Here is a 15,749-nt window from a genome sequence, read left to right on the forward strand (position 1 = left end):
GAAGCCTGCGGATGGACGCCTTTATCCAAAGCACTGACCCCACCGCCATTGGCGGGAGCAATGCGTACTCTCTATAGGGATTAAGCAAAGGGTGTGCCAGATCGCCGAAACAGCCTTAATGCCGATCTGCGGTGACGCACTGTTGAAAAATTAACCGTTTTTGCACGTTTCTGACGCAGATCACGCACAAAGGTTGTGCAGCTACCTCATCCGGGTTAGTTGCTCAGGGTCTTCGCTACCGCCAGTACCGCCTGCGCGATCTCCAGTACCCGCTTATTCTGATTCATCGCACTTTTGCGTAATGCCTGCCAGGCGGCCTCTTCTGTGAAACCCTGCTGCTGCATCAGCCAGTGTTTGGCCTGATCGATCACGCGCCGCTCGTCCAGTGAGGCGCGCATCGCCGCCAGTTCATCCGCCTGCTGCTGCAAACGCTGCGACTGTTCGCCAATCAGCGATAGCACCGAGCGCCCCAGCTGCGGGGCCAGACCGTCGCTGTCGAGCGCCGCCGCGCCAGGCAGCCAGTCCGCCCCGGAGACGTAAAGCGAAAAATTGCTGTCGCCCTGCACCACTGTTCCTGCCGCCTGCTGTTGTGCCTGATCAATGGCAGCCCGGCAGCGCTGCATCAATGTCGCCGTCAGGGCATCCTCCAGCATTTTCATCTGATCCAGCCGCTCAGAGAGCAGGGAAAACCAGTGCAGCGCGCCGGTCTCATCACAACGGCCGCCGGTGCAGGCGATGCGACGAAGGCGTTCGATGTCGCGGCTGGCCTGAGCCAGCGGCTGCCAGGATTCACACGCGGCGCTGTCAGCAAACTCCCGGAAGGTGATAAAGCTCTGCTCCTGTGCCGCAATCAGGGCGACCATCTGGCTGCGCTGGTCGGGGGTGAACTGACGCGCCGCAAAGCCGGCTGAGCCGATGGCCCGCTCCTGCCCGGCCAGTTCTTTGCCCTGCATAAAACTGAACAGGGCGATCAGTGCACGGGAGATGCCGGGATAGCTGGCGGTGTCGGCCGCCTCAAACACCAGATTGAGTAAAGTACGGATAACCTGGTTAAAGGCGGCCATCGCCGCGGCCTGATCAAGCTCACGCTGGCTGATTTGCTGGCGCAGCGCAGGCAGTCCGGCCAGCGCCTGCAGGGCAGCGGCAATCAGGTTGCAGAAGCGGCTGTAGCCGGGCTGCGCTATGGCGGCCGGCAGCGCCTGATAAAAATGCTCCAGGCCGGCGCTGACCTCCTGCTGGCGGGCATGACGTTCGGCGCTGAACAGCGCTCCGTCAGAGCAGATCCAGAGATTGTTTGCGCCACGTTCCCGCTGCAACCGATGGACCAGTTCACTGACGGCAGCCATCAGCTCGCCGGTTTCCAGAAGACGTTGCAGGCTGGCGATATCGCTCGCGCGTGATGCCTGCAGCCAGGTCAGGGCGTCCCTCATTGCTCACCTCAGTGCGGTTAAAACCTTTCAGAAGCAAAAGGCGTGCCGCTTTCCTGAAAAAAGAGGGTCTGAGCAGGGGCGTAAAATCTGATTTTAATAAGTTTCTTAACGCAAACTGATAAATTTTTTCGGCAACAAGTTATTAGTAAATCTTAATAGTTTCCAATCGGATTCATTGCATGTCAGAATGCGCGGCACTGTTCTCAACCAGTTTGTCTCTGCGATAATTCAGTTCGCTTTAACTATCACATTGCCTGGTGCTTTTCTTACATCGCAGCCTGCCTGAAAAGCGCCTGCTATCACGCATCGGCAGCGGGTGCAATGGTTTGAATTCTCAAAAGTCTTAGGTAAACTGAATGCGTTACTATCCCGATGTAATCTGACCCTTTTTTTAAAAACAGAATTTCGGCACGATGCGGCGCGATAAAGATCGCCTCCTGGCATCGGGCCTGGCAATATGCAGATACTTTGATGAGATCACGAGGAACATGGTGAAAAAGAGTCTTGCGTTAACGCTGCTGGCGGTTCTTACCCTGGCAGGCTGTAAGGCCCCGCCGCCGCCCGTCACTGACGATACGCTGGTCACCAGCGAAATTAACGGCGTCAAACTGGTCCATCGACACGCTGTCGCGGCACCGACTGAATTTGAGCCGGTCAATCAGACCTGGCGGGCGCTTTATGGCGCATCCGTCATGACCTCGCCTGATTACGGCGGCAAAGTGGTTCGCTATCTCGAAACGGGTAAACCGTTCGAAGTATTAGGTAATGTGGAACACAGCTGGCTGGCGATTGCTGACCAGGCTGACGGCCCGCTGATCGGTTATGTGCCATTAAAAGCGGGTGTAGAGAGCAGCCGTTACGATGCCACCGTACAGAGCGATCGTCCCCGTCCCCGCAAAACGAAACAGGTCTGTGTGGCCGTCGGCGGCGCCAGCAAAGCCTGCCGGACTAACGATACCGCGACCTGGATCTTAGACTGAATATGAAATCCGGCGCATATTGCCCGCAGAACCGTCCCGGGCTGCGGGTACAGGGATTTGCCATTGGCTGGAAGATCACGAATTAATGACTGTGGAATCCCCTGCGCGTGAGGCGACCCCCTCAGGCAATGAGAATCTCTTACTTCAGGCTGCGGCGCCACTGCTGAACGCGGTGGTGCAAATTCGTCAGGCAGCCACCCACGATGACCCTGCGGGTCTGCGCCAGTCTCTGATCGATGAAATCCGCCAGTTTGAACAACGCTGTAAACAGGCAGGGCTGCCGTTTGAGATGATTATCGGCGCGCGTTACTGCATCTGCAGCGCGCTCGATGAAGCGGCGGCGCAAACCCCATGGGGCACGCGCGGCGTCTGGTCTGGCAACGGCATGCTGGTGACCTTCCATAATGAAAGCTGGGGCGGCGAAAAATTCTTTCAACTGCTGTCGCGCATTTCACAAAGCCCGCAACAACACCTCTGGCTGCTGGAAGTGGTGCAATACTGTCTGCTGCTGGGCTATGAAGGCCGCTATCGCGGCAGTGAAAATGGTCGCGCCCAGTGCGACGGTATCCGTAAACGCCTGAAAACCCTGATTGACGAAACGCGTGCCCAGCGCCAGACAGCGCAACCGCCACTGGTGGAAGTGCATCCGCTGGTGAGCACCCTCGCCCGCCCGATGGTGCCGCTCTGGGCCTGTGCCATGCTGGTCGCACTGATCGGCTGCCTGATCTACAGCGGCCTGAACTGGCGTCTCGGCAATGCCGCCGAACCGCTGCTGCGTACCATCTATCAGACGCCGCTGCCGCAGATTACCGCGGGCCGTCGTCCCTCTTCCCCGCAGGCGTTGCTCGATCTGCGTCAGCGCCTGAATGATGTGATTGCAGCCGGGCAGCTTGAGGTCAGCGATGGTGCCTTTGGCAGCAAAGTGATCATCCCCGCGGACAAACTGTTCGCCGAACAGGGCACGGTGATCAATCCGGTGGGGCGCGCCCTGCTGGCCCGCGTCTCAACCGCGATGAAAGATGTCAAAGGGACCATTCTGGTGTCGGTGTTTACCGATGATCATCCGGTGGATAACAGCCGCTTTGCCTCCAGCTATGAGTTCTCATTTGCCCGCGCCCGCGCCATCACCCAGTTGTTACAACTGCAACTGGCTGACGGGCATACGGTTCGCTCCGAAGGCCGCGGCGACAGCGACCCCCTGCTGCCCAACGACAGCAGCGAAAACCGGACCCGCAACCGCCGCGTTGAAATCACCCTGTTTGCCGCGCCTGAAACGCTCAGTAATCATCAAGGAGCACAATAATGCGCGCCTCCCTTCGCCTGCTGCTAACGCATCGCCTGCTGTGGAGCTTTATTGGCGTCACGGCGCTGAGCTGTCTGGTCTGGATGCTGGGACCGTTCTGGTCATGGGGCGAATCGCGCCCACTGGAACCCGTGCTGCCTCGCCAGCTCACCGTAAGCGCCCTCTATTTTCTCTGGATCCTGTTCCAGCTGATCCCGTCGCTCTATCGTGCCTGGTTCAACAGCCGCTTACTGACCCAGCTTCAGCTGTCGGGCAACGACGACCCGGCGGAACGTCAGATGACCGAAGAGCGGCTCAACCAGCGCTTCAGCGAAGCTGCGATGCAGCTGAAACGCACCCAGTTTGGCCGTCGTCATAGCGGGAACCTGCTCTCACGCTTTAACGCTAATTATCTCTATCAGCTGCCCTGGTACCTGGTCATGGGTGCGCCCGGCGCCGGTAAAACCACCGCGCTGTTTAATGCCGGCCTCGATTTCCCGCTGACCGATACGCTGGGCAAAAATGCGGTCCGCGGCGTCGGGGGCACCCGCAACTGTGACTGGTGGTTTACTGACAGCGCGGTGCTGATTGATACCGCCGGTCGTTATGCGTTGCAGGAGAGCCAGCGCGTGCGAGATGCCGCGGAATGGCACAGTTTTATCAACCTGCTGAAACGCTATCGCACCCGCCAGCCGATTAACGGTGTGATCATGACCATCAGCGTCGCCGATCTGCTGAGTGATTCAGCCGAAGCGCGTTTCGCCCAGGCCAGCGCGCTGCGAGAGCGCATGGCAGAACTGCATCAGCAGACCGGTATTCACTTCCCGGTTTATGTGATGATCACCAAAACCGATCTGCTGAAAGGCTTTATGAGCTACTTCGGCTCGATTGATAAAGCGCGGCGTGATGCTATCTGGGGCTTCACGTTTAACTGGGAGCTGGGCAAGCCGCACAAAGATGACTGGCATCGCCATTTTGGCCAGCAGTTTCAGCGGCTGGAACAGCAGCTCCAGCAACAACTGGCGGAGCAGATGACCCATGAGCGCGACCTGAACGAGCGCGCTGAGTGCTTCCTCTTCCCGCAGGAGTTCGCCTCGCTGCGTCCACTGCTGAACGAATATCTGGATATCGTTTTTTCTGACCATCAGGATGCGGTCGCCTGGAGCCCGCGCGGCCTCTTCTTCACCAGCGGAACGCAGGAAGGCCTGCCGTTTGATCGGGTGATGGGTGAACTGAGCCGCAAACTGCAGTTGCGTCAGGCGGGCGATCACTCGATCGCGGCCTGGGACAGCGTTAATCGCAACAGTCCGATTCCCGGCAACAAAGGCCAGAGCTTCTTTATTCGTGACCTGCTCAGCGATCTGATATTCAAAGAGAGCGGCCTGGCCGGCAGTAATCGCCGCTGGGAGTACCGTAATCAGCTGTTCCACTGGATTGGCTACGGCGTGCTGGCAGGCGCCCTGCTGATCGCCTCCAGCCTGTGGGGCATCAGTTACTATCAGAATCAGCAGTATCTGCAGCAGGTTGCCGCACGGGTACCGCTTATCCGTGAGCAAAGTCAGCAGGTGATTCATCAGCCTGCTGATAATATTTTTGATCTGCTACCCTTTCTTAATAACCTGGTGAAGTTGCCGCTCTCGGCGCGCTTTTCCCTCGATAATCCGCCGCTTACTATGCGGGCGGGCTTATACCGGGGTAATCAGATTAGCGATGCCGCCTGGGTGCTTTATCAAAATGCGCTTAAGTCTTTGTTGCTGCCGCGTGTGGCGCAGCAGATCACGAATATCCTGCGCAACGACCCGGGTGATGATAACGCCTACAGCCGCAATGCGCTGCGCGCCTATCAGATGCTCTATCAACCGCGTAATTATGATGGCGAATTTTTACGGGCCTGGCTGCTGCAAAATTTACAGCGCTCACTGCCCGATACGGTAAGCGCCCGTGACCTGCAGCAGCTTGACTGGCACCTGAGCCAGCTGCTGGATCAGCAGATTCAGTCGTCGCCTTATGCACGTGATAATGCACTGATGATGCGCAAGCTTGCAGAGAATCTGAAAATTGCGGACCAGGCGGGCGGCATGCTGGCGGTAGCGCCGCGGCACCCGGCCCCGCAATCAAACTCGCATAGCGAGTAATGGTGAGGTGAACATGGCTGCTTACACGGCCCCCGGCTGGTATGGCAAGCTGCCGTCGACCGGTGACTTTCTGCACCATCGACTGAGCGAGCAACAGATTAGCCCGTGGAATCACTGGTTCCAGCAGGGATTAATGCACTGGCATCAGCAGGCGTATTCCTACAGCGCGGACTTTCTCCATGCGCCGGTGTGGAACTTTGTGCTGCCGGTTACCGCGACCCGGCCGCAGATACAGATGGGCTGTCTGCTGCCCTCCTGTGACCGCGTCGGACGCGCCTGGCCGCTGCTGGCCCTGCACAGCTTCACGCTGGCTCAGTGGCATCCTGCTCAACTGACCATTTCCGGCGACTGGTTTCAGGATCTGGGCGCGACACTGTTACGGGCGGTTCAGACACCGCTGAACGGCGAGCAGTTAGAGCAGCAGATACAGGCTTTACCACCGCTGCTGGTGCCGGCCAGGAAGCCCTCTGAAATCATGGATGTGATCGGTTTTCAGGATCTGCCCTGCACGCTGAGCTGGCGTGAAGTGGCTGAACGTTTCGACCCTCAGCAGCATATGAGCTACTGGTGGAGTAACCGCAGTGATGGTTTTGTCCACGCGACCCACAAGCACAGCGGCAACCTCACCGCGCAACTGTTTTCGTTACTGTTTAACCCGGCGGCAGGTTCACAGCCGGGACGTAATGGCCTCTATCCTCCGATGTTCGAGTGAGGCCGGAAGCGTTTGCCGTTCAATCTGGGATAACTCATGCAATTTACCATTGTGCAATGCACTACGGATGTTCCGGTCAGAAGCGTTGCGTTTCAACCGCCTGGCGGCACCATTGGCCGCAGTCAGGACAACGATCTGGTGCTGCCAGATGAGACTCGGGCCATTTCGCGTCTGCAGGCGCTGGTTCACCTGTCGCATGACGGGGAGTGCCGTCTGACGAACCAGGGTAGCGTGACCCCGGTGGAGCATAACGGCATAACCCTGGGTCGCGGCATGCAGGTCGTGCTGAAGCATGGCGATGCGCTGCGCATCGGTGACTATGCGCTGGAAGTACGAGACCCCGCCTGCCACGACACGCAGAGCGATCCGCTGGCGCTGTTTGCTGGCGACAGCGCTCAGCCCGCGAATCCGCTGGGCATTCACGAACATCATGAGGTTGAGGACCGGCTGCTGGTCAGTGAGGCCACGCCCTCACGCCACGAGCGCCACAACGATGCACGACTGGCTATCGACCCCCAGGCCAGCGAGCCGCGTCGGGCGCTGACGGCGCAGCCGGTGGATCAGGATCGGCTGATCGCCGCACTGCTGGAGGGGATGGGGCTGAGCAACGGTCACGCCACGCCGGTGGATGAAGAGCAGATGCGCATTACTGGCCGGATGCTGAGCCTCTTTTCCCAGGGCACCGTCGCGCTGCTCTCTTCGCGATCCATTCTCAAGCGTGGTGTCAAAGCGGACATGACGATGATCCTGAATGAGGCCAACAACCCGTTCAAGATCCTGCCCTCCGGCAAAACCGTGCTGATGCAGATGTACCAGAGCCAGATGCCCGGGTTTATGCCGCCGGAACAGGCGGTACGCGATGCCCTGGTCGATTTGCAGGCCCACCAGCTGGGGATGATTGCCGGTATCCGCGCCATTATTGCGGCGATGCTGCAATCCTTTAATCCGCAGCGGCTGGAAGAGCAGGCGCGTGCCGATGGCGTGGTGTCAAAAATGCCCTTTTCCGCCATGAAGAAGGCGGCGCTGTGGGACTACTTCACCCGTAATTATCAGCGTACGGCCGGAGAGATCGAAGATGATTTCCATACGCTGTTTGGCGAGGCCTTTCTCCATGCCTATGACATGGAGGTGAATCAGTATAAGGACTCTCAGACGCGGGTAGATGAACCATGAAAATCGTTTTTGCCAGCCGCTGCCAGCAAGGGCTACGCGATGAGAATCAGGATCGCACCGGCGCAGAGCTGGATGAGCGTAAAGCCTGTTTTGTGGTCTGCGATGGCGTGGCCGGTCTGCCCGGCGGCGAGATGGCGGCGCAGCTGGTGCGTGACACCCTGCTGAGCCAGTTACAGGCGCACGCCGATCTGACGCCGGAGATAACCCATCAGGCGATTGAACAGTGCCGCTTAGCGCTGCATGAGGCACAGGGTAAAAATCCGAAATATTCACGCATGAGCACCACGCTGGCGGCCCTGTTTATTGACCGTGAAAAACAGCGCGCATGGTGGGCGCATGCCGGTGACAGCCGGGTTTACCACTTCCGCCGCGGCGTGCTTCATGAGGTCACTCGCGATCACAGTCTGGCCCAGCAGCTGAAAGAAGCGGGCTATGAAAATACCGGCATTAACAGTAATTTACTCTATAATGCGCTCGGCGCTGAACCGCCTCGCTTAGTGAGCTTTTCGCAGGAGATTACGCTGGAGGATGGCGACGCGTTTCTGGTCTGCACCGATGGCTTCTGGCTGAATCTGGCCAGTCATGAAATGGAACAGGCGCTGCGCATGGTGAATGCCTGCGAAGAGTGGCTGGCTCTGATGGAACAGGCGGTGAGCCGCAACGTTAAGAAAGATAATCTCAGCGCACTGGCGGTCTGGATTGGTGAGCCGGAGGAGGCAACGCTGCTCTATTCACTGGCTGATTCGGCGCGCTTTCTGCCGCCTCGTTTTTGATTCCAAGGATCCTTATGAAACTGTGGTTGCCCGGCATCATCACCCTGCTGATTGCCTTTCACGCCCAGGCTGAAAATTATCGGGTTGTCTACTCCCCCAGCCTGGCGCTGGAGGTCTATATCGATAATGTGGTGAGTAAAGCGCCTGACGACTGGTGCAAAGAGACGCTGCCACTGCGCATCGTCTCCGGCAAAAGTAAGGATTCGGCGGTGCTGACCACCTTTTTACCGCGCGTCGGCACCCTGCTCGCTAATCAGTGCGGATTACTGGACGAGCTGCCCTGGCAGATGACCAGTAAAGAGGGTGGCGTACTGGTCAGCGGCAGCGCCAGTAAGCTGCAGAACTGGCGTCCTATCGTGATGGCAGATGCCACCGCCAGCGCCAGTGAGAGTAATGCTGTACCGCTCGACCTGTCTCGGCCCGCCAACAGCACGCCGCTGCAACATTTTGATCTCCCCAGCGGCTGCCATTTTCGCACCGCCTGGGATGAAAATGCCCAGACCCTGTTTATCCCGGATGTCAGCAAGCAGCAGTGCTCACCGGATGGCTGGGCAGAAGGCAAAAGTGAGCTGATGCTGGCGACCCCTGACCACCCAACGCCGGTGGCAGTCACCTTTTATCAGGGCTATCCCATCGCCAATCTGACGATCCCGGACAGCAAGCTGGAGGTTATCGCCGCGAACAATCAGCGCATGATTGTGACACGCCCGGATGCGAATGATAGCTGGCTGGTGCTGCCCTTTGATGCCAAACAACATGTCTGGCGCTTCAATGGTGCCCTGTTGATAAAGATGGATAAGAATGCTGCGCAGCAGGATGCTGACGCTGTGAAATCGCGAGTTGATACGTTGCGCAGCCACTGGGCGCCCTATTTCATGCCACAGCAAAAAGTGAATGTGTTACTCATCGACACCCTGCACGCGGATCTGGTTGATCCTGCCATTGGTGCCTGGCGTAACATCAATTAATTACCGCGCAGCCTGGCGAGCAGGCCGTGTACAGAGAGTTCACTATGTCGGCAAATGATAATCCGAAAACCGTTCCGAATGCCCTGCCTGACGGATACCGTTTCAATGAGTTTGAGATCAAGGAAGTGATCGGAGGCGGCGGCTTCGGCATCGTCTATCGCGCGTGGGATCACCAGCTTGAACGCACTATTGCAATCAAAGAGTACATGCCGGTGTCGCTGGCAGTCCGTGCCGCCGATTTAACGCTGGAGCTGCGCGGTGAGCGTTTCCAGAAGCTGTTTAATGCCGGGCTCACCAGCTTTATTCAGGAAGCGCGTCTGCTGGCCCGCTTTAATCATCCGGGACTGCTGCACGTGCTGCGCTTCTGGGAGCAGAACGGCACAGCCTATATGGGCACGCTCTACTACAGCGGTATGACGCTGAAAGAGTGGCAGGTCACCAGCCCGGCGTCGATCACTGAATCCTGGATCCGCCGCCTGCTGCCGCCGCTGTTGGGTGCCATCAGCACCATCCATCAGGCCGGCTATCTGCATCGCGATATCTCGCTCGACAATATTCAGATTCAGGAGAACCAGCTGCCGGTTCTGCTCGATTTTGGCTCGGCGCGTAAAGAGATTGGCAACCTCTCTGACGAAACGGAAATCATGCTTAAACCTGGCTTTGCGCCGATTGAGCAATACAGCGAAGAGGGTGAAGTTGAACAGGGGCCGTGGACCGATATCTACGCCCTGGGCGCGGTGCTGCATAACCTGATTACCGGTAATCCGCCGCCGGTCAGCGTGGTGCGCTGCATTGAAGATAATTATCAGCCGCTGGTGGAACGCCAGCCAGAAGGCTACTCACTGCCGCTGCTGCATGCCATTGACTGCGCGCTGGCAATGAAGCCAGGCGATCGCCCACAAACGATTGATGCCTTTGCCGCGTTGATTGATCTGCCGGTCAGTGATGTGGAAGCGGTGGTAAACAGCTTCCCGGTGCCGGGCGAGTCGCCTGCTCTGCCGGTCGAGGAGCCGGTTGAGGCTGCTGCGCCGGTGGTGATGGCGATGAATCATGCCGCCGCGTCCGCCGAGCCGGTGACGCCGCGCACGGTGCGTAAACTGTCGCCTGGATTGCTGGGTCTGGCTGCCGTGGCTATTCTGGCCGTGGTTGTCGCCATCTGGCTGGCGAATCGCCACAGTGCCACACCGGAAGTGGTTAACAACAGCTCAGCCATGACGCAGGCGCCCGCATCGATTCCGTCAGCCGCTGCCGTTCCGGCCGCGCTGGCGACCGTCTATCTTAAGCTGGAGAGCGGTGAAAGCGTGGTGCTTAACGGACAGCCGGTCGAGGTAAAACCGGGCAGCAGTGGATTTGCCGCGCTGAATCTGGCGGCGGGACAGTACAAAATTGATGTTAAAAATGGCAGTAAGACGCACACACAATCCCTGACCATCGATAAACCCGGTACCTGGCTGATTAATCCGGGTAATTAAGCCCGGTAAACTGCAGCCGGCTCGTAAAAGGGCGCGACACTGTCGCGCCCTTTTACTCTGCTTATGCCCCGGTTCAGGCCTGCTTCAGACAGGCTTGCTGAAGTGTTCGCACCTGATGGGCCAGCCGGCTCAGACTCTCCTCCTCCATGCCGCGCCGGGTCAGCTCCTCTTCCAGAGCAAACAGATATTGCGCATTCGAGCCCAGCGGGCCACTGGCCGCAGCAATTAATGGCGCAATCGCCTCCGGGCAGGAGTCCGATTCATACAGCGGATGACGCGGATCCATAATAAAGGTCAGCGCAGTGACGCTGCGACCATCCTCCAGCTGTAATTCACACCAGGTTGGAAGATAGCAGCCAGTGATCATCTCACGCTTCCACAGCAGCGCCAGCTCTTCATGCAGCCGCTCTTCCGGCAGACGAAACGCCAGACCCGTGGTTCTGCCACCCTGCTTCAGCGCCAGCATGCGGCCGGGATGCGTGGCGGTGCCACGTCCGGCAATCAGCCGCAGGCAGAAAGCACGGTGCCAGCCCTCCAGCGAACCGGACGCCACTTCATCCGCCTCAAAAATCGGGTTCCACATCAGCGAGCCGTAACCAAAGATCCATACCGGGCTGTGATCGGGACGACAGGCCAGGGTGGCTGCCAGCGAGGCCGCGCGCTGCTCGCAACTCCAGAGCAACGCCTCTTCGATATCCCCGAACGACGTTTTACAATCCGCTTTTAATAGAAATTCCCGGGTAAGCAATGCGACCTCCTCAACATCAACGGCGTCCTGCAGAATGGCTCCTGTAACATGATCTCCAAAACGGCGCTGCGTTTCGTTCATCAAATTGACATTAATCTATTTCCGCGCGGGGTTACAAGCGTGATTCCGGTCGCAGGTTAAAAAAAACCAGATAAACCTTATAGCGAAGATGAAAAAAAGGGCCAGATTATCCTGGCCCTTTGGCGTGAACAGGCTAGCGACGGCGTTAACGTTTAGGATGCCACTTATCGTCATCACCTTTCTCATACTCTTTTTTCACGGCTGCCCAGGCGACTTTGTGCGCCACCTCTTCCCGCGAATCATCGCCCCGTCGATCCTTAGCCTCTTTATATTCTTCCCACGCGCTGTTAAATGCCTGCTGATAGATATCCTGCGCATGCGCGGGAAGCACGTGTTTTACGTTGTCAGGTAAGTCGGTTCGTTTAGAGTAAGGCATAACGGCTCCTCAGTTTATGGATTCCTGTTAAGCCTGGCGCAACAGAATAAAAATACAAACAGCCACTTATCTCCCCTTCAAATTAAAAACCAGAAACAGGCCACACAAGTTACAATGATAAACAGATTTTACGGCATTTGGCGGTCAGATAGATGGTTAAAGAGAAATTGTTGTGGCCTGATTAATATTGCAATATTTGAGATAACTTCAGGTTAATACCGCTTCGACCATTTATTGCATTTAAGTAAAAAGCAGTAAATTTTTCCCGTTCGGACCGGTGAAAAGATAAACTGCGCCCTGCCCTAAAACTGATTATATTTCTAACAGCAGCACTCGCTGTGTCCGGATAATCATTAACCAGAGAGGATGGTGAATGCCTTCACATGAAAAAACACGTCACAAGGAATTCTCGCTGATACTTCCCCTTATCACGCTGGGTATACTCTATTTTTTTGGTGCAACCACATCATTTCCGATTGTAGTCGGTATCAACTTAGTGGCGCTGGTTGCCATTCTGAGCAGCGCCTTTAGCGTTGTACGACATGCCGACGTGCTGGCGCACCGGCTGGGCGAGCCCTATGGCTCTCTGATCCTGAGTTTGTCCGTGGTGATTCTGGAAGTGAGCCTGATCTCGGCGCTGATGGCGACCGGCGATGCTGCACCCGGGCTGATGCGCGATACGCTCTATTCGATCGTGATGATTGTAACCGGTGGACTGGTTGGCTTTGCGCTGCTGCTGGGCGGTAATAAGTTTGCGACACAATACGTGAATCTGGCGGGCGTGAAGCAATATCTGATCGCTATCTTTCCCCTGGCGATTCTGGTGCTGGTGTTTCCCAACGCACTGCCGGGCGGTAATTTCTCTGTCACTCAGGCACTGCTGATCGCGGCGATTTCAGCGGCGATGTATGGCGTGTTCCTGCTGATTCAGACCAAAACCCACCAGAGCCTGTTTGTCTATGAGCATGAAGATGAGAGCGATGATGGCGACCCGCATCATGGCAAACCGTCTGCCCACAGCAGCTTCTGGCATACCAGCTGGCTGATCGTGCATCTGATTGCGGTCATTGCCGTGACCAAGATGAATGCTAATACGCTGGAAAGCCTGCTGACGGATCTGAATGCACCGGCACAGTTTACCGGTTTTCTGGTGGCCCTGCTGATCCTCTCACCGGAAGGCCTGGGGGCGATCAGGGCCGTGCTGATGAATCAGGTGCAGCGCGCCATGAACCTCTTCTTTGGTTCAGTGCTGGCGACCATCTCACTCACGGTACCGGCGGTAACCATTATCGCCACCCTGACCGGACAGGAGCTGATATTTGGTCTGGAGCCGCCGCAGATGGTGATTATGATGGCGTCGCTGATTCTCTGTCAGCTCTCCTTCTCGACCGGACGTACAAACGTACTGAATGGTGCCGCGCATCTGGCGTTGTTTATCGGTTATCTGATGACCATCATGCTGTAACGTCACCCGTCTTCAGGCGAAAAAAAAGAGCGATTAATCGCTCTTTTTTTGCAGCAAACTTATTTGCTGGTATCGAGTTCCGGGAAGCTTTTCACCAGATCGTCAATCGCTTTCATCTGCACCAGGAATGGCTCCAGCTTATCCAGCGGCAACGCAGATGGGCCGTCACACAGGGCGTGTTCAGGATCCGGGTGCGCTTCGATAAACAGACCGGCAATGCCGACCGCCATACCGGCTCGCGCCAGCTCAGCCACCTGAGCACGACGACCGCCTGATGCCGCGCCAAACGGATCGCGCGTCTGCAGCGCATGGGTGACATCGAAAATCACCGGGCTGTTTTTGGTGACTTTCTTCATCACGTTAAAGCCGAGCATGTCGACAACCAGATTGTCGTAGCCGAAATTGCTGCCGCGATCGCACAGGATGACCTGCTCGTTGCCGCCTTCAGCGAACTTATCAACGATGTTGCCCATCTGACCCGGGCTGACGAACTGGGGCTTCTTGACGTTAATGACCGCGCCGGTTTTCGCCATCGCTTCAACCAGGTCAGTCTGACGCGCCAGGAACGCGGGCAGTTGGATCACATCAACCACTTCAGAGACCGGCTGCGCCTGGGACGCTTCATGCACATCGGTGATAATTTTGACGCCGAAAGCCTGCTTCAGCTCCTGGAAAATCTTCATCCCCTCTTCCAGGCCTGGGCCACGATAGGAGTGAATAGAGGAGCGGTTCGCTTTATCAAATGACGCTTTGAATACGTAAGGAATACCAAGTTTACTGGTGACGGTAACGTAGTGTTCGCAGATGCGCATCGCCAGGTCGCGCGACTCCAGTACGTTCATCCCGCCAAACAGTACAAATGGCAGATCGTTTGCGACTTTGATATCGCCAATACTCACGACTTTCTGTGTCATGCCCTTTCCTTTTCAGTGGGTCCGCTTAGTGCAGCGTGACCTGTTTTTGTTCGATTGCGTGAATCTGAACTTTGATCATTTCGCTGACCGGGTCTTCAGGACACTGCTCAACGAAGTACGTTAAATCATTCAGGGCGATATGTTCGCACTCCAGCTGCGCGTAGATCAAACCGCGATCGCGGATTTCGTAGGGATCGTCAGGATCGATACGCAACAGCACCTGACTGACGTTCAGCGCCAGCTCCATCTTCTTCTCTTCCATCAACGCCGCTTTCAGCGTGTCGAGCATCTTGCGCATCACCGTGACGGTTTTGGCTTCGTCGAGATCGTCGTCATACAGACGCGCTGTCGGGCTGATATTGCCTTTGAGCCACACTTCCAGCGTGTGCCGGTCAAGCGTTTCGCCATTAAACGGGTTGATCATCCACTTATCGCCATCAATCCAGTCGGCGCGCAGAATCAGCTGCGTCGGGAAGATCACCGGCATCAGCGGCAGTTCCAGCTCGGCGGCGATGTGCAGCAGGATAACGCCGAGTGACACCGCCGTGCCCCGACGGGTCTTCAGCACATTGTCGATCCAGAGGGCATCAGAAAGATTGTAGACGCCACTGGCACCGCAAAATCCCCACTGGCGATAGAACAGTTCCAGCAGCTTTTCGAGCTGCATGTCAGCATCTTCAGTATGGCTGACATAGTCACGTGCTTCGGCGACTAACGCCGCAAGTTGTGCTTCCACCGACAACGCCGGGAAATCGGCGCGGATGGCAAGCGTGGCACCAATCACCGCTTCACACAGCGGTGTCTGGCTGAAATCTAATTGTTCGGTCGAGGTCATGCTATCCCCATAACGGCATTTTGGTCAGCGCCAGCTTAATGATGGCCACCAGGGCGATTAACGCTACCAGAAAAGCGATCCAGCGGGTGCGATCAGTGCGTGGACGGCGACTCAATGCCACAAATCCTAAGGCGATGTAGATGATAACCGCTAAAAGCTTCTCCGTCAGCCAGCTTCCTTGCGGTGTAAAGGGATAGAAGTGGGTAATCATCACCAGCGAGACGCCGGTCACCAGTAACAGGGTGTCGTTAGCGTGCGGCAGGATGCGCACCCAGCGTTTCGTCATCATTGCCGATCCACGGCGCAGCCAGTAAAACCGCAGCAGGAACAGCGTCACGGTAAGCACCACCGTTAAGATGTGCAGATTTTTAATCAGGGGATAAAAGGCGAACATCATGAATCCTT

15 protein-coding genes are annotated in these 15,749 nt (G+C 56.9%); 9 read left to right on the plus strand and 6 right to left on the minus strand.

The window, feature by feature from the left end:
- Nucleotides 1-215: 215 nt before the first annotated feature.
- Nucleotides 216-1,430: a nitrate regulatory protein gene (locus ACO6VX_RS06295; protein ID WP_010245817.1), complete on the minus strand. Its 1,215-nt coding sequence runs from the start codon at nt 1,428-1,430 to the stop codon at nt 216-218.
- A 488-nt stretch (nt 1,431-1,918) separates the two neighbouring features.
- Here ACO6VX_RS06295 and ACO6VX_RS06300 point away from each other — a divergent pair, with 488 nt between their 5' ends.
- From ACO6VX_RS06300 to ACO6VX_RS06335, 8 genes are all read left to right on the plus strand, one after another.
- Nucleotides 1,919-2,410: a hypothetical protein gene (locus ACO6VX_RS06300; protein ID WP_010245819.1), complete on the plus strand. Its 492-nt coding sequence runs from the start codon at nt 1,919-1,921 to the stop codon at nt 2,408-2,410.
- An 85-nt stretch (nt 2,411-2,495) separates the two neighbouring features.
- The gene (gene icmH, locus ACO6VX_RS06305) at nt 2,496-3,713 is read left to right on the plus strand and encodes a type IVB secretion system protein IcmH/DotU (protein ID WP_010669997.1); all 1,218 of its coding nucleotides are present in this window, start codon (nt 2,496-2,498) and stop codon (nt 3,711-3,713) included.
- Nucleotides 3,713-5,827, plus strand: a complete 2,115-nt coding sequence (gene tssM / locus ACO6VX_RS06310; protein WP_158131761.1) for a type VI secretion system membrane subunit TssM — start codon at nt 3,713-3,715, stop codon at nt 5,825-5,827. Before icmH ends, tssM begins: the two co-directional genes overlap by 1 nt.
- Before the next feature lie 13 nt (nt 5,828-5,840).
- Nucleotides 5,841-6,539: a type VI secretion system-associated protein TagF gene (gene tagF / locus ACO6VX_RS06315; protein ID WP_191919741.1), complete on the plus strand. Its 699-nt coding sequence runs from the start codon at nt 5,841-5,843 to the stop codon at nt 6,537-6,539.
- A 36-nt stretch (nt 6,540-6,575) separates the two neighbouring features.
- Nucleotides 6,576-7,712: a type VI secretion system-associated FHA domain protein TagH gene (tagH, locus tag ACO6VX_RS06320; protein ID WP_010669995.1), complete on the plus strand. Its 1,137-nt coding sequence runs from the start codon at nt 6,576-6,578 to the stop codon at nt 7,710-7,712.
- The gene (locus ACO6VX_RS06325; RefSeq protein ID WP_143790027.1) at nt 7,709-8,485 is read left to right on the plus strand and encodes a PP2C family protein-serine/threonine phosphatase; all 777 of its coding nucleotides are present in this window, start codon (nt 7,709-7,711) and stop codon (nt 8,483-8,485) included. The genes tagH and ACO6VX_RS06325 overlap by 4 nt, the downstream gene beginning before the upstream one ends.
- 14 nt (nt 8,486-8,499) lie before the next feature.
- A complete protein-coding gene (locus ACO6VX_RS06330; RefSeq protein ID WP_422457930.1) occupies nt 8,500-9,453 on the plus strand; it encodes a hypothetical protein in 954 nt (317 codons plus the stop codon).
- Between the two features lie 44 nt (nt 9,454-9,497).
- Nucleotides 9,498-10,925: a serine/threonine-protein kinase gene (locus ACO6VX_RS06335; protein WP_346556230.1), complete on the plus strand. Its 1,428-nt coding sequence runs from the start codon at nt 9,498-9,500 to the stop codon at nt 10,923-10,925.
- A gap of 73 nt (nt 10,926-10,998) precedes the next feature.
- Here ACO6VX_RS06335 and ACO6VX_RS06340 read toward each other — a convergent pair whose 3' ends face one another.
- Nucleotides 10,999-11,673 carry a gamma-glutamylcyclotransferase gene (locus ACO6VX_RS06340; RefSeq protein WP_164480396.1) on the minus strand — a complete coding sequence of 225 codons (675 nt, stop codon included), beginning with the start codon at nt 11,671-11,673 and terminating at the stop codon, nt 10,999-11,001.
- A 226-nt stretch (nt 11,674-11,899) separates the two neighbouring features.
- Nucleotides 11,900-12,130: a putative cation transport regulator ChaB gene (chaB, locus tag ACO6VX_RS06345; RefSeq protein WP_010245846.1), complete on the minus strand. Its 231-nt coding sequence runs from the start codon at nt 12,128-12,130 to the stop codon at nt 11,900-11,902.
- Between the two features lie 373 nt (nt 12,131-12,503).
- Here chaB and chaA point away from each other — a divergent pair, with 373 nt between their 5' ends.
- The gene (chaA, locus tag ACO6VX_RS06350) at nt 12,504-13,595 is read left to right on the plus strand and encodes a sodium-potassium/proton antiporter ChaA (protein WP_010669990.1); all 1,092 of its coding nucleotides are present in this window, start codon (nt 12,504-12,506) and stop codon (nt 13,593-13,595) included.
- Nucleotides 13,596-13,654: 59 nt separating this feature from the next.
- Here the strand turns inward: chaA and kdsA are convergent, their stop codons facing one another.
- From kdsA to ACO6VX_RS06365, 3 genes are read right to left on the minus strand one after another with little or no spacing between them, the layout of a single operon-like run.
- Nucleotides 13,655-14,509 (minus strand): 3-deoxy-8-phosphooctulonate synthase, encoded by an 855-nt coding sequence (kdsA, locus tag ACO6VX_RS06355; protein ID WP_010669989.1) that lies wholly within the window; start codon nt 14,507-14,509, stop codon nt 13,655-13,657.
- A gap of 25 nt (nt 14,510-14,534) precedes the next feature.
- Nucleotides 14,535-15,344, minus strand: a complete 810-nt coding sequence (sirB1, locus tag ACO6VX_RS06360) for an invasion regulator SirB1 (RefSeq protein ID WP_010669988.1) — start codon at nt 15,342-15,344, stop codon at nt 14,535-14,537.
- A gap of 1 nt (nt 15,345) precedes the next feature.
- On the minus strand, nt 15,346-15,738 hold the full coding sequence (locus ACO6VX_RS06365) for a SirB2 family protein (protein ID WP_022625782.1): 393 nt from the start codon (nt 15,736-15,738) through the stop codon (nt 15,346-15,348).
- Nucleotides 15,739-15,749 lie beyond the last annotated feature (11 nt).

The sequence above is a fragment of the Pantoea sp. BJFS-204 genome, assembly GCF_049310725.1.
In the GTDB taxonomy this organism is placed as follows: Bacteria; Pseudomonadota; Gammaproteobacteria; order Enterobacterales; family Enterobacteriaceae; genus Pantoea; species Pantoea agglomerans.

Coding starts and splice junctions, on each gene's coding strand:
- ACO6VX_RS06295 (WP_010245817.1), bottom strand. CDS start 1,430: ATGAGGGACGCCCTGACCTGGCTGCAGGCATCACGCGCGAGCGATATC.
- ACO6VX_RS06300 (WP_010245819.1), top strand. CDS start 1,919: ATGGTGAAAAAGAGTCTTGCGTTAACGCTGCTGGCGGTTCTTACCCTG.
- icmH (WP_010669997.1), top strand. CDS start 2,496: ATGACTGTGGAATCCCCTGCGCGTGAGGCGACCCCCTCAGGCAATGAG.
- tssM (WP_158131761.1), top strand. CDS start 3,713: ATGCGCGCCTCCCTTCGCCTGCTGCTAACGCATCGCCTGCTGTGGAGC.
- tagF (WP_191919741.1), top strand. CDS start 5,841: ATGGCTGCTTACACGGCCCCCGGCTGGTATGGCAAGCTGCCGTCGACC.
- tagH (WP_010669995.1), top strand. CDS start 6,576: ATGCAATTTACCATTGTGCAATGCACTACGGATGTTCCGGTCAGAAGC.
- ACO6VX_RS06325 (WP_143790027.1), top strand. CDS start 7,709: ATGAAAATCGTTTTTGCCAGCCGCTGCCAGCAAGGGCTACGCGATGAG.
- ACO6VX_RS06330 (WP_422457930.1), top strand. CDS start 8,500: ATGAAACTGTGGTTGCCCGGCATCATCACCCTGCTGATTGCCTTTCAC.
- ACO6VX_RS06335 (WP_346556230.1), top strand. CDS start 9,498: ATGTCGGCAAATGATAATCCGAAAACCGTTCCGAATGCCCTGCCTGAC.
- chaB (WP_010245846.1), bottom strand. CDS start 12,130: ATGCCTTACTCTAAACGAACCGACTTACCTGACAACGTAAAACACGTG.
- chaA (WP_010669990.1), top strand. CDS start 12,504: ATGCCTTCACATGAAAAAACACGTCACAAGGAATTCTCGCTGATACTT.
- kdsA (WP_010669989.1), bottom strand. CDS start 14,509: ATGACACAGAAAGTCGTGAGTATTGGCGATATCAAAGTCGCAAACGAT.
- sirB1 (WP_010669988.1), bottom strand. CDS start 15,344: ATGACCTCGACCGAACAATTAGATTTCAGCCAGACACCGCTGTGTGAA.
- ACO6VX_RS06365 (WP_022625782.1), bottom strand. CDS start 15,738: ATGTTCGCCTTTTATCCCCTGATTAAAAATCTGCACATCTTAACGGTG.